We start from the raw sequence: 13,084 nt of genomic DNA on the forward strand, positions 1-13,084 counted from the left end.
GAAAGATGAAGTTTTTTCGAACATTGCTTGTGATCTCCTTTTGCGCGGCGGCATTTCTTGCACAATCGCATCGTGTGCAACCCAACGCGCCCTCAGATCCGGCGGAGGCGAAGCCGCAAGAGCCTATCCCTGTCAAGAGGCTCTATGATGAGGTGCAGGGCTATGTCAGGGCAAAGGCGGCTGAATTCGAGCAGAAAAAGATCGCCTTCAGTGAGGAAAAGCTCGATCAGATAAAGCTCGAACAACGGCAGCTCGCGGCAAAGTACGCGGCACAGGCCGAGACGAAAAAGGAGATAACGCAAGAGGATCAGTACTATATCGGGATGCTGCATTGGATAGCCGGCAACATAGAAAAGGTCGCCGAGCAGATGCAGTTTTATGCTGCAATGCCCGACGCGGCCCCCGACCGGGCACAAACGGCTCGGTCACTCGTTGTGGTCTCACTTGCACAGCTCGGGCGCCTCCCGAACGCTGAAGCGGTTCTGGGCGAGTATTTGAAAAACGAACGGAAAAAACCGACCGAAATAGCCCGGATGCAGGGAGAACTCGCCAAGGCTTACCAAAAGGCAAAGCAGTTTGACAAGATGGCGCCGCATGCGTCGGCGGCCTACCAGGCGGCAAAGGTTCTGCTGAAAACGGCGTCATCACGTGCGCGAGGCCTCGACGAGATACTTGACGCAGGGCTGCTTGCATTCGAGGCGTATCGCGACCTTGGCGAGCAGCAAAACGCCGACCGTATCCTCGACGATATGCGTGCATCAGCACTTGAGACGCAGACGTCCAGCTTTTACTATTACGCCGCTGACGCAAAGATCCGCTATATGATCGATACGGGCCGCAAACCGCAGGCTCTTGCACTCTATCGGGCATCGCTCGAAGAGGCAAAACAGGGCCTCCGCACACGCCCGCTGCAGGATGATGCCGTGCGGCGTCTTAAGGCTCGGGAGCGGCAATATCAGATCCTCGGCGAACCTGCGGCAGAACTCGCCTCCGTCGATCAGTGGATCGGTTCGGATGCCCGAACGATCGCGTCGCTGAAAGGACGCGTCGTGCTGCTCGATTTCTGGGCAACGTGGTGCGGCCCTTGCTTCGATGCCTTTCCTCACCTCAAGGAGTGGTACCAAGATCATAAGGACGGCGGGCTGACGATAATAGGTGTTACGCGCTATTATGGCTTCGTCAAGGGCGTGCCGGCCGACCCGGCGAGCGAACTCAACTATTTGAAGGAGTTCAAGGCCGAATACGCGCTTCCTTACGAATTTGCGGTTGCAAAGGGCCAAGCCGTTCAGCTTGAATATGGAGCTACCGCATTGCCGACCGCCGTTCTTATCGATCGCAAAGGTGTCGTTCGATATGTGGCGACCGGTACAAGTTCGTCCCGGCTCGATGAGATCGGGCAAATGATCCAAAAACTTATCGCGGAAAAATAGATGCCACGAGGCACGGCTACGGGTAAAACAAAAGCTCAGGGATTTTACGATCGGATCGCCGACGTTCAAAATCTCACGATGAAGATCAACGGCTATCGCCGTGCGGTGGCGCGTTATCTTCGTTTGTTGGATCTTAAGATCGGGCCGGATTCGCTCGTGCTTGACGCGGGTTCGGGGACTGGCATCGTTACGCTGGCCTTTCACGATGCGGGCTTTCGGCCGCGGCGCGTGTTCGACCTCGATCTGTCGTTCAAGTCGCTGAAAGTGGCCCGTGCCGAGTTTTCCGAGCGGCGGCGTTATGAGAAGCGAACCTCGGTCGTACAGGGCAACGTGCTGAGGCTGCCGTTTGCCGACGGAACATTTGACCTGCTGCTGACGTGCGGTGTGCTCGAGTACACGCCGCTCGATGTCGGCCTTGCCGAGGCGGCAAGGGTGCTGAAGAAAGGGGCACCGCTGGTGCTGATACCGATCAAACCGTCGGTCGTCGGTTCGGTTTTGAAGCTTTTTTACAACTTCAAGATACACTCGCTATCGGAGGTTCGACGCGCGGCCCAGCCTCACTTCAATATCGTCGGCAACTTCAAATTCCCGATCACTGAGCCGATCGGATGGTCAAAAACTCTATTTCTTCTTGAAAAGAAATGACACATCCGCTCATCGTCGCCCATCGTGGAGCGAGCGCCCGAGCGCCCGAGAATACGATCGCGGCGTTCCGCCGGGCGATAGCTGACGGCGCTGACGGTGTCGAATTCGATGTACGGCTTGCGGCGGACGGCGTTCCTGTAGTGATCCACGATGCCGACCTGCGGCGTGTCGCTTCGCAAAATGTACTTGTCGCCGATCTGACGGCCGAACAGCTTCGTTCGATCGACGTCGGGTCGCGGTTCATGCCAAAAGCCCGGCAACACGATCGTGAGACGGCGGAATTCGAGTGCGTACCGATGCTTAGCGAGGTGCTCCGGCTTTTATCCGGAATGCAAGGCCCTGTCTATATCGAACTGAAATGCGCCGATACGGGGTATAGGCCCCTGGCGGCTGCCGTCTGCCGCGTGCTGAGCGATCTTGAGCTGCCGCCGCGCGTCATTGTAAAGAGCTTTTCCCTCGCAGCAATTCGAGAGGTGAAGGCCATTCTCCCATACATTCGAACGGCGGCACTGTTCGAGCCGTCGCTCGGCGTTTACATTCGCGGAGCCAAGCAGATGATCGAGGACGCGAAGAGTGCCGGTGCAGATGAGGTCTCCGTTCATTATTCGCTCGCGACAAAAAAGTTCTGCCGGCTTGCCGCCGCTGCCGAGCTAAGCGTAGCTGTTTGGACGGTCGATGATGCCAAGTGGCTTGAGCGCTGCCGAAAGCGCGGCATCGGGACATTGATAACGAACGATCCGCGGAGGTTCAAGGCTGCATAGCCGCGGCAATCTTGCCCAAAATCAGGTTTGGGCATACACTCGTTACTGAAAATACCTTTTTTGCGTTAGAAAATGAGATATTACAACAACGTACTCGAATTGATCGGCCGGACACCATTGGTCAAGATCAATCACATAACAAAAGAACACAAGATCAAGGCTCCTATTTATGCAAAGATGGAGAGTCTCAATCCCGGCTATTCGGTAAAAGACCGGATCGGCGTGTCTATGGTGGATTGGGCCGAACGCGAAGGCGTGCTGAAGAAGGGCGGCACGATCATCGAGGCGACAAGCGGCAATACAGGAATAGGGCTCGCGTTGACCGCAGCGGTACGCGGCTATAAGTGCATATTTGTGCTCACAGATAAGGTCTCGATCGAGAAGAACCGATATCTGAAAGCTCTCGGCGCCGATGTAGTCGTCTGCCCGTCGGCCGCAAAATCCGGCTCGCCGGATCATTATGTCGAGACCGCAAAACGAATTGCGAGTGAGACGCCGAACTCATTTTATCCCGATCAATACAATCATCCAGCAAATCCGGAGGCTCATTACCGAACCACCGGGCCTGAGATTTGGGAGGATACCGAAGGCAAGATCACTCATTTCGTGGCAAGCATCGGCACCGGCGGAACCATCAGCGGCACCGCTCGCTACCTCAAGGAAAAGAACCCGGACATCAAGGTGATCGGTGCTGACCCGTACGGCTCGATCTTCAAGACCTATAAGGAATCAGGGCATGTGCCGGAGGCGACACCCTATCTTGTCGAAGGCATCGGGCAGGCATTGCCGACCGGCAACGCCGATCTCAACATAATCGACGAGATCATCAACATCACCGACCGCGAGTCATTTGATCTGTCGCGGCAGCTTTCACGGAAGGAAGGTATTTTCTGCGGCGGTTCTACCGGTACGATATTCGCCGGCGCTCTAAGGGTCGCGAAAGAGCTGGATGAGAATTCGCTCGTCGTATTCATCGTTTGCGATACGGGCGAGCACTATTTGACAAAGTTTCACTCCGACGAATGGATGAAGGAAAAGCTCCTTCTCGAACCGGTGCGAATTACAGCGAGCTTGATCGCGGATACAAAAAATCGTGTCGCGCCAGCAGAGTTGATCTTTGTTTCGCCGACCGATACGGTCGCCGACGCTCTGACCAAGATGAATGATGCGGGCGTTACGCAAATGCCTGTGCTTGAGAACGGCACGCCGGTCGGGTCGCTGCACGAAAGCGGCATTCTCGGAAAGCTTTTGGGTGACAGGGAACTGCTTTCGGCAAACGTTTCTCAGATCATGGATCCGAGTTTCCCTATTCTCGGGCCGGATGCTAACTATAATGAAATAAAGGCGAAACTGCAGAAACGCCGCGCGGTTTTGATCGAAGATTTCAAGCGGATCACTGCCATCATCACGCGCAGCGACCTGCTTGATCTGCCGAAGTAGTCGGCGGAAATGAGGCACTATGAGCAGCGATAAGTGGGAGCTTCCAAAACCTGTTTTTCGCACGACCAGCGGCTCGCTACCGCCGGATTTTCCCGCATCGGTGCGTTCAAGTGCTGCCGCTGCATCGAAGCCGGAGGCGTCGGCGGAGGCCGATCAGATATTGAGTTCGTTGTATGCTCCGCCGGTCGAGGCTGCTGAGGCCGCTACCGAGGCTGTCGCTGACGCGCAGCCTTCCGCGGAGGCCGTTATGCCGCAGCCGTATATTTCGGAGGAATTTACGGTCGAGGCGATCAAGGCTGCTCCGCCGGAGGCGAAGCGTAAAAGGAGCGGCAGGCTCGGCCTTCTGATCGGGCTCGTGATAACTCTGCTCCTTATAGCTCTTTTATGTATCGCGGCGTATCTGATCTTCTTCCGGCCGGTGTCCGATAATTTGTTCTAGCCGCAAAATGCGACGCAGAGCGCCGTCTTTCCGAAAGAAATGTTTGTCGCACGCTTAAAACTCGGGTCCCAAGAAACCGAGCTGGCCAAGAGTGTAACAACCATCGGCCGCACGTCCGATAACGACATCGCCATTGATGACAGCAATGTTTCCCGTGTCCACGCTGAGATCGAGCGCCGCGGTGAAGACTATATTCTCATCGACCTGAACAGCAGCAACGGTACTGCGGTCAATGAGAATGCTCTTACTGATGAGATCGTTCTGAATGACGGCGACACGATACTTTTCGGCGGTTCTGCCGAAGCGACGTTCCTCTACCGCGAACCTGAACCGGCAGAAGGCGCCGAGCGAGATCCGTCCGCCGGCACGCCCGGGACGGGTACTCCGCCGCACGCATCGTCAGGGTCAGGCGATCAGGCAGAACGTGCCGTTTTTGATGCGGAATATGCGGCTCTTCAAGGCTTGAGAATGTCTGTCGCGCCGTCAGGCGGCGGAGCTGCAAGTGCCGCGGCATCAACTGCAGCATCATCTTCGGGGGCATCGGCAGCGGTTTCAGGCTCGGACTCGATAAAGATAATTGCCGCTGTCGCTTGCGGTATCGCTCTGCTTGTCGCCGTCGGCGTCGGCGTGTTCTATCTGACACGCGGATCTTCGTGCAATGCGAAGGCATCGCTGGTAAGCCCGGAATCAGGCGACACGATCAGCCAGGCAACGGCGCTGACGTTGAACGTCTCGAACGGAGAGTGTGTCGCTAAAGCTGTGATCTCCATCGACGGTGAAGCGGTCGCGACGGCCGCGCCGCCCGAATTCAGCGCATCCGTCGATCCGGCCGATCATCCTGATCTGGCTGACGGTGCGGATCACAGCTTGACCGTTACGCTGACCGATGCTTCCGGAAATGTGGTTTTCACAACGCCCGGCACGATGTTGGCGTTCGAAACGCGCAAGGTCGCACCGCCTGCAACGCCGGCAGTCGCCAACTCGAATACCGAGCCTGCTTCAAAGCCAATTGCCGCCACCCAGCTTTCGCTCGTGCAGATACAGCAGATGTGCCAGGCTTTTGTTAAGCAATTTTCAGGCGGATTTTCGTACAATATATCGAACAAGCAGTTTCTGCAGGACGTGCAGAAACGGACGGCGGATTACGCGGTCGAGGGCTATTCGCAGCGTGCGGCAGTTTATCGCGACACGATAAATCTGGCTTTCGTCAGCGGGCAGAACCTCGATCCGGCATTGGGCTTCGTGCTTGCGATGAGCCGCAGCAAGTTCGTGCCGGCAAAGCAGGGCGATTTGGAAGGTTTGTGGCAGATGTCGAACACATTCGTTACTGACAACAAATACAACGGCCAGTGCGGCACCGAAACACTTTCCGATAAGTCTCAGAACTGCGCGGCCCGTGCGGCTGCAATGTATATGAAGACGCTGGTGTTTGACGTTTTCAAGGGCGATGTGGTCTATAGCGTCGCGGCGTTCGGTAAGACCGCACAGGATGCCGCGGCGTGGAGCGCCGCGCTTCCGGCGAACCGCAGTGATATCGGAAGCGTGGTAAAAACGCAGACAGAACGCGAGCAGGTGATCAGATTCTTTGCTGCGGGCATCGTTGCCGAGAATCCTCAGCGTTTTGGTTTATCAAAAGATACGCCGCTACCTTCGCTCTACCCGCATTAACTAATGAAAGATCTGATACTCGAATGTGCGACCGCAGATGAGACCTACGACATTACCGCCGTGGGCGATGTCATCAGTATCGGCCGCGGCTCCGATGCCTCGATACGGATCAACGACGAAGGCTTATCCCGCCTGAATTCAACTATTTACAGGGACGGAAAGCGTATCTGGATAGTTGACGGATCGTCCACGAACGGTACATATGTCAACGGCGAGCCGGCCGCTGCTGTCGGCACACCTCTTAATGACGGCGATGTAATTCGGATCGGAACGGCGACAAAGCTGACAGTAAGGCTTCGCGAAGAGGCAAAAAGCGAAGCCTCGCCCGTGGAGGCAGAGCCGGCGGCGGGATCATCGGCGGCACCTGCAAAAAAGCCTTCGATGGTGCCGGTTATTCTGTTGGCAACTGCTCTGATGGTGATAAGTGCATCGGTCGTGTTCGGGATATTTGCCGTGTTCGGCAGTAAGACGCAGGATGTAGCAAATATTCCGAGGCACGATGACGACATTGACGGGCAGGACGTCCCTTCTAAACCAAAAATGACATCAACGCCGACACAGACAGCAACGCCGTCCGCATCGAACGATAATACGGATGCTTCGTTGACGAACTCCAACGCAGACTCGAGCGGGGCAGCCGTGCCGGGCGCTCCGACAAAGAAATACCAGGATATGAGTGACGCCGAGCGGCGTAAATACATTGAAACAAAGGCGATGTTCATCGCACAAGTGATCGGAAATAACTCGAGCGAAGCGATACCGGCCGCTGCCGTCGATAAGATAAAGGCCTTTGTTGATGCTTATGTTTCGCGAACAAAGGTCAAGCCGCTCAGCGGCTGCCGATTCGGCGACAATCTGCAGGCAACATACGAACGCGCGAGCAAGAATGCACCGTTCATTGTGCGTGCTTTCAACGAAAAAGGCATCGATCCGCGGATCGGCTTGTACCTTGCAATGATCGAATCGGAGCATTGCGTGTGTCTCCAAAGCCCGACCGGGCCTCTGGGTATGTTCCAATTTACAAAGGCGACCGCTGCTCTGCACGGCTTGAAGGTGTTTGCTGGTGCTTCGCCGTCAAATCCCGACGAACGCTGTGAACCCGCACCGGCCGCCGCCGCCGCTGCATCGTATATGAAAGCGCTAACTGGACGTTACGGCACCGGCCCTGCGAGCGTTCCGCTTGCCATCGGCAGTTATAATAGTGGTGAGGGCGGACTTAGCGCGAATCTTCAAAAGGCTCTGGAGTCGAACGCGGGCCTGCCGCGCGATTTTTGGACGCTGATCGCCAACGGCGATAAGCTCTCGAAACAGTTTCAGGCCGAGAATTTCAAGTATGTGCCGAAATTCTTTGCCGCGGCGATCATCGGCGAGAATCCGCAGGACTTCGGCCTCAACCTCCAGCCGATATCGACCTATACGAAGTGATGCCGACACTTACGCTTAGATTTACCGATACTTCCGGCGAAAAAGTGACCGCGGAGGTGGAAAGGACGCCGTTCCTGATCGGCCGTCATTCGTCGTGCGACCTGACGATCACCGACAGCCGCCTTTCACGGGAGCACTTGGTGATCGACCGCGAGGGCGATGAATACTTTGCCGTTGATCGAGGTTCGAGCAACGGTACACGATTGAACGGTGATGAGATCTTTGACCAAGTAAAACTAAGCAACGGTGATGAACTCGACCTCGGCGGGCTGGAGATGCAAGTTGAGATCAGCACTACGCAAAAGGATGAGGCCTCGGCTGCGGCTGCGTCGCCCGAAAGCGCGAACCTTCCGCCAAAAGCCGCACTTGCAGCAACGCCGCCGGCACCCGCCGGTATTTCAAAGACGTTCTTCATTATTGCGCCGCTGATGGCTCTCGCCGTATTGGTATTACTCGGTGTGATGCTTCTGACATCAACCGGCGGCCGGACGAGCACGAACAACGATGTTGCAGCGGGAACCGAGCCTTTTGATACGCCGACGACTCGCAATACGGCGGTAAAAAATGACGCCGCACCGACGCCGGACATCGGACAAACGCCCGTCAATTCCGGCAGCGATGTGAATTCCGGGCCTACGCCAAAGGCGTCGGACGAGAATTCGAAGATCGAACAGGCGGCATCGGCATTTCTGCGCAGTGCGGCGGCCAACGATCCGCGTGCATTCATTACGGGTGCCCAGGCCCAGATCCTTGCACCAAAGGTGAGATCGGTCGCATCGGCATCGGCAACAGTCGACAACATCGCTTCTGCAAAGAAGAACGCGGCGGCGCTGAAGGCATTGGCTCAGGAGAAAAATCTTAAGCCGCAGTTCCTCGCCGTGGCAGCGATCGCAAAGCTGGGCAATGATCGAGGTGACGTGCTCGCCACGGCACGCGCGATGGCACCGGCCCTTGATCAGTTCTCGATACAGATCGGCAATGAGCGGGGCGACGATTGCCTTCTGATGATAGCCGCGCTGGATCAGGGCGATCCTGTAAAGATGCGGAATATGCTGCAGGACCTCGCAACAAAGTCGAACGAATCATCTCGGACGATACGCACGATCTGGTTCTTGCAAAAGAACGGGAAAATAACCGATGCCGAGTATAATACTGCGTTGAACTTCCTCGCGGTCGGGACCGTTGTACAAGACCCGCGGTCATTTGGCTTAACGGCCGAGCCGCTGGCACTATAAGGCAATGAAAGATGAAGAATGGGTAACGGGCGAGGTAAAGCTTCGCATTAACGGCCAGCCTGTCGAGATGCAATTGACCGTGCCGGCATTCCCCGTCAAAGCACAGCGGATGCTGCCTATCTTTCAGAAGATGTCGTCGGCAGTGGTCGATGTGAGTGCGAATTTCGCGGTCGAATCGGGAAAGACGATCTCCTGTAAGGCGGGCTGCGGCGCCTGCTGCCGGCAAGCTGTGCCGATCTCGGAGGTCGAGGCTTATCATGTCGCAGATCTCGTTGAGGCTATGTCCGAGCCGCGACGTACCGAGGTGCGGCAGAGATTTGCCGATGCCTTGGCTCATTTTCGCGAGGTCAAATGGTTCGATCAGTACGAGGAACTAAAACGGACGGCGAGTATAAGCGAGCCCGACCTGTCGGCAAAGGAATTCGAACGTGTTGTTCTCGACTATTTCCGCGACGGCATCGCCTGCCCGTTCCTCGAGAACGAATCGTGCTCGATCCACATCGACCGGCCGCTGGTTTGCCGCGAATATCTCGTTACCTCGCCGGCTGAGAATTGCCGCGATCCCAAGCCTACGAATATCGATCGCGTGCCGATATTTCTGCAGCCGTCAAAGGCCATGCCGCACGTCGGCCGGACGGCAAATATGGGAAACGGCGTTACGATGATGCTGATCGAGGCGTTGGAATTCGTAGAAAAACATCCGGTAAGCGCACCGGAGCGGACGGGACGCGAGTGGGCGTCAGACTTTATGAATAGGCTGACCGGCTCCGCGCAAAAGCCGGCTAATACACAGCCGAAACGTACATTGCGCCGCAAAAAGCGTCATAAATGATCGCGGCCGTGACCGGGCCATATTTACTATTTACCGCTCACGGTTTACTATTTACACCGAGTTTATCCTATGAGCAGATATCGCAAGATCGTATGGAACGAGGGGATGCTTCTCACGCCCCATCACTTTCAGCAGTGGGATAACTACCACGAGCAGCTGCTTCAGTCGCGTATTCGCTCTGTCGCACCTTTCGCTTATGGTGTCCTTGACCTGCAGATAAACCACGAAGCGATCGCCAATGCGAATTTTCAGATCGTTAACTGCCGAGCGGTGATGCCGGACGGACTTTTTGTAAATGTTCCCGATGCAGAAGCCGTGCCCGATATGCGACCCGTCGGCGATCATTTTAGGGCCGAAGCCGAAAGGCTCGGCGTCCATTTGGCGATACCGGCCATGAAAACCGGCGAGGCGAATTACCAGGCAAGCGGTGCGAAGGCCGGACAGAATATCCGCTACTTGCAGGAAGGCGCAATGGTAAAGGATGAGACGAGCGGAACGAACGAACAGCCGCTCGCATACGCAAAGAGCAATTTGCGTATCATCTTTGATGATGAACTCCGCGACGGATTTACCGCGATAAAGATAGCCGAGCTTATACGCACTCCGACGGGCCAGCTGAAGATAGCCGAAGATCATATTCCGCCGGTGCTGCATGCGCCTGCATCGTCGTGGCTTGCCAATATGCTGCAGCAATTCGTCGAGATATTGATAACAAAGAGCGGCAGCCTCGGTGAGCAGCGGCGCCAGCGCAGGGCAGGCCTGGCGGATTTTACGACATCGGACGCCGGGATCTTTTGGCTGCTCCATACGATCAACTCGTCTATCCCTGCGATGTCGCATTTCTTCCGTTCGCCGCTTCTGCATCCTGAGCGGCTTTACCTGGAAATGGCGGGGCTTGCGGGTCGATTGATGACGTTCTCGACCGATATGTCGCCAAAGGATATCGTGAAATACGATCACGACGACCTTTACCTGACATTCAGCAGCCTGAACGCACAGCTTCGCGAATTGCTCGAGACCGTCATCCCGAGCCGCTGTGTCCCGATACCGCTCGAAAAGACACGCGATACGCTTTATGTCGGCCGTGTCGAGGACGAACGATTGCTGAAAGATGCCGCGTTCTATCTTGCTGTCCGCTCACAAATGCCCGAGGCAAAGCTTATCGAAGGTGTGCCGCGTGTCATCAAGATCGCCTCGCGTGATGTAGTTGATACGGTGATCGGTTCGGCACTGCCGGGCGTTGTACTCACGCACCAAAGCCCTCCGCCCGCACCGATACCGGCTAGGATCGGCTTCAAGTATTTCCATCTCGATCCGAACGGCCCCTATTGGGAAGGTATCAAGGGATCGAAGGTCATTGCGGTCTATGTCCCGGACGATATTGTAAGCCCCAACCTCGAAATGTACGCGGTAAAACCGTAGGTATTCGGGCCGCGGGCCTGCGAGGCGGGTCAACGAAATCCCGACTTACGGCATCTAGTAGAGAGATGATGATAAAAGCGTTCATTTCATTCCTGTTGCTTGCCGTGCTGTCGGCTGTCGCGGCGGCTCAAGCCACCAAAACTGTAAAACGCAACCTCACGCCGACGGAGATCGACGGCATCATTAAGAAATTCACCGACAATGAACGGGCGTTCCGCAACGCACTAAGCGGCTACGTGTTCAACCGCAATGCTCGTGTTGACATTATAGGGCTTGGCGGTCAGGTCGCCGGTACTTTCGTTCGTAATTCATTTATGATGCTCAAGCCTGACGGCGAGCGTTTCGAGAAGGTGCTTTATTCGCCGATGCCCACGACACCGCCGGGCTTTGTTACGCCCGAAGACCTCGAAGACCTCGGCGGCGTCAATCCGTTCGCCCTCGAACCTGAGGCGATACCGAACTACAATTTCTCATACGTCGGTGTTGAGCATATCGATGATTTTGACCTGTATGTCTTTGATGTTACGCCGAAGTTCATCCCGAACCCGAAAAAGTCGAAGCTGCGGCTCTTCACAGGCCGTGTTTGGGTCGATACGGATTCGTTCATGATCCTCAAAACAAAAGGAAAGGCCGTGCCGGAGACGGACGACAATAAGTTTCCTGTAGTTGAGACCACGCGTGACCAGATCGACGGCAAGTATTGGTTCCCGATAGACTCCCGCTCGGACGATGAGCTTGTTTATAAGAACGGCAGTGTTACAAAGATCAAGATGCGTGTAACATTCAGCGACTATCGAATGGGTGAGACCGACGTCAAGATCCTCGATGACGACGAGCCGGTCGAGCAGCCTTCGCCTACGCCGAAGAAAGACCGGTGAGTTGTTGGTTATTCCGGTTCGCCGGCTTCGGCAAGAGCATCGGCGATCGCTTCGCGGGTCTTTAGAAGCACAGGCATAAGGTCAGTGTCGGCGTTGAGGCCTGTCGTAGGGATCGGCGGGAGTATCACCATTTCAATACAGCCGGGAAAGGCAATGCCCGTATGTTTGCCGGCCAGATGATCGGTATTCTTGATCGCCACCGGCGCGATCGGCGCACCTGTTTGAAATGCCAGATGAAACGCTCCTTTTTTGAATGGCAGCAGCTCGCCCGGCAATGCACGCGTGCCCTCTACAAAGACGCCGAACGAGTAGCCTGCATCCATAACTTCGCGTGCCTTTTCCATCGAGCGGCGGGCACGTTCGGGATTCGAGCGGTCGATTGCGATGATATTCACAAAGCCCATGCCCTGGCCGAGGATCGGGGCTTTCAGCAGTTCTTTTTTTGCGACAAGCCCGATACGGCGGCCTGCGTAACGAAAAAGTGCTGCGGTGTCGAGATATGAACGATGATTCGCGGCGAAGACGTACGAAACGCCCGGCTCAAGATTTTCTGTTCCGGTAACTTTGACGCGAACTCCGCACAGCCGCAGCCACGTTTTTGCTCCCCAGAGCGCGATCGGGTACAGCCACAGACGACGGTTTATCGCCCAGAGGAACAAGAGCACCGGAATGCCGAGTACGACAAGCAGCACGCCGGCGACGAACCAGCACCACCAATAACGAAGTTTTCCTATAAGGCGGCTTTTGTTAGACTCTTGAACAGGAAAATGAAGAAGCTTGTTATCAAAAAGGTGCAGCGTCTCCTGCGGCCCAGGAGCATCAGCCGTGCGATCCGGTCGTTGGTCGGCAGTATTCATTCAGATCCGGTCCGACGTACGGCAGTGGTGCGCGCCGGCCTTAATATATGGT

12 protein-coding genes are annotated in these 13,084 nt (G+C 55.8%); 11 read left to right on the top strand and 1 reads right to left on the bottom strand.

Annotated elements, in window-relative coordinates; all coding sequences use genetic code 11:
* Window positions 1–5 precede the first annotated feature (5 nt).
* The 11 genes from HS105_02365 to HS105_02415 all read left to right on the top strand — a co-directional run bounded on the left by HS105_02365 (window position 6) and on the right by HS105_02415 (window position 12,175).
* Complete coding sequence (locus HS105_02365) at window positions 6–1,430, top strand: redoxin family protein (protein MBE7515443.1); 1,425 nt, start codon at window positions 6–8, stop codon at window positions 1,428–1,430.
* Window positions 1,431–2,075 (top strand): class I SAM-dependent methyltransferase, encoded by a 645-nt coding sequence (locus tag HS105_02370; protein ID MBE7515444.1) that lies wholly within the window; start codon window positions 1,431–1,433, stop codon window positions 2,073–2,075.
* A complete protein-coding gene (locus tag HS105_02375; protein MBE7515445.1) occupies window positions 2,072–2,836 on the top strand; it encodes a hypothetical protein in 765 nt (254 codons plus the stop codon). Before HS105_02370 ends, HS105_02375 begins: the two co-directional genes overlap by 4 nt.
* Window positions 2,837–2,908: 72 nt before the next feature.
* Window positions 2,909–4,276: a pyridoxal-phosphate dependent enzyme gene (locus HS105_02380; GenBank protein MBE7515446.1), complete on the top strand. Its 1,368-nt coding sequence runs from the start codon at window positions 2,909–2,911 to the stop codon at window positions 4,274–4,276.
* A 19-nt stretch (window positions 4,277–4,295) separates the two neighbouring features.
* Complete coding sequence (locus tag HS105_02385) at window positions 4,296–4,715, top strand: hypothetical protein (protein MBE7515447.1); 420 nt, start codon at window positions 4,296–4,298, stop codon at window positions 4,713–4,715.
* 39 nt (window positions 4,716–4,754) lie between these two features.
* Complete coding sequence (locus HS105_02390; GenBank protein MBE7515448.1) at window positions 4,755–6,383, top strand: FHA domain-containing protein; 1,629 nt, start codon at window positions 4,755–4,757, stop codon at window positions 6,381–6,383.
* Between the two features lie 3 nt (window positions 6,384–6,386).
* Window positions 6,387–7,808 carry a transglycosylase SLT domain-containing protein gene (locus HS105_02395; GenBank protein MBE7515449.1) on the top strand — a complete coding sequence of 474 codons (1,422 nt, stop codon included), beginning with the start codon at window positions 6,387–6,389 and terminating at the stop codon, window positions 7,806–7,808.
* Window positions 7,808–9,043 carry an FHA domain-containing protein gene (locus HS105_02400; protein MBE7515450.1) on the top strand — a complete coding sequence of 412 codons (1,236 nt, stop codon included), beginning with the start codon at window positions 7,808–7,810 and terminating at the stop codon, window positions 9,041–9,043. The genes HS105_02395 and HS105_02400 overlap by 1 nt, the downstream gene beginning before the upstream one ends.
* Window positions 9,044–9,047: 4 nt before the next feature.
* On the top strand, window positions 9,048–9,875 hold the full coding sequence (locus tag HS105_02405; protein MBE7515451.1) for a YkgJ family cysteine cluster protein: 828 nt from the start codon (window positions 9,048–9,050) through the stop codon (window positions 9,873–9,875).
* Between the two features lie 69 nt (window positions 9,876–9,944).
* On the top strand, window positions 9,945–11,297 hold the full coding sequence (gene tssK, locus HS105_02410) for a type VI secretion system baseplate subunit TssK (GenBank protein MBE7515452.1): 1,353 nt from the start codon (window positions 9,945–9,947) through the stop codon (window positions 11,295–11,297).
* A gap of 65 nt (window positions 11,298–11,362) precedes the next feature.
* A complete protein-coding gene (locus HS105_02415) occupies window positions 11,363–12,175 on the top strand; it encodes a hypothetical protein (protein ID MBE7515453.1) in 813 nt (270 codons plus the stop codon).
* 8 nt (window positions 12,176–12,183) lie between these two features.
* Here HS105_02415 and HS105_02420 read toward each other — a convergent pair whose 3' ends face one another.
* Window positions 12,184–13,032, bottom strand: coding sequence for a 1-acyl-sn-glycerol-3-phosphate acyltransferase (locus HS105_02420; GenBank protein MBE7515454.1), 849 nt, complete (start codon window positions 13,030–13,032; stop codon window positions 12,184–12,186).
* Window positions 13,033–13,084: the final 52 nt, after the last annotated feature.

It is taken from the genome of Chloracidobacterium sp. (assembly GCA_015075585.1).
Lineage (GTDB): Bacteria > Acidobacteriota > Blastocatellia > Pyrinomonadales > Pyrinomonadaceae > OLB17.

Bases quoted from the DNA above. Each gene is read 5' to 3' on its own strand.
- HS105_02365 (MBE7515443.1), top strand. From the start codon at position 6: ATGAAGTTTTTTCGAACATTGCTTGTGATCTCCTTTTGCGCGGCGGCA.
- HS105_02370 (MBE7515444.1), top strand. From the start codon at position 1,431: ATGCCACGAGGCACGGCTACGGGTAAAACAAAAGCTCAGGGATTTTAC.
- HS105_02375 (MBE7515445.1), top strand. From the start codon at position 2,072: ATGACACATCCGCTCATCGTCGCCCATCGTGGAGCGAGCGCCCGAGCG.
- HS105_02380 (MBE7515446.1), top strand. From the start codon at position 2,909: ATGAGATATTACAACAACGTACTCGAATTGATCGGCCGGACACCATTG.
- HS105_02385 (MBE7515447.1), top strand. From the start codon at position 4,296: ATGAGCAGCGATAAGTGGGAGCTTCCAAAACCTGTTTTTCGCACGACC.
- HS105_02390 (MBE7515448.1), top strand. From the start codon at position 4,755: ATGTTTGTCGCACGCTTAAAACTCGGGTCCCAAGAAACCGAGCTGGCC.
- HS105_02395 (MBE7515449.1), top strand. From the start codon at position 6,387: ATGAAAGATCTGATACTCGAATGTGCGACCGCAGATGAGACCTACGAC.
- HS105_02400 (MBE7515450.1), top strand. From the start codon at position 7,808: ATGCCGACACTTACGCTTAGATTTACCGATACTTCCGGCGAAAAAGTG.
- HS105_02405 (MBE7515451.1), top strand. From the start codon at position 9,048: ATGAAAGATGAAGAATGGGTAACGGGCGAGGTAAAGCTTCGCATTAAC.
- tssK (MBE7515452.1), top strand. From the start codon at position 9,945: ATGAGCAGATATCGCAAGATCGTATGGAACGAGGGGATGCTTCTCACG.
- HS105_02415 (MBE7515453.1), top strand. From the start codon at position 11,363: ATGATGATAAAAGCGTTCATTTCATTCCTGTTGCTTGCCGTGCTGTCG.
- HS105_02420 (MBE7515454.1), bottom strand. From the start codon at position 13,032: ATGAATACTGCCGACCAACGACCGGATCGCACGGCTGATGCTCCTGGG.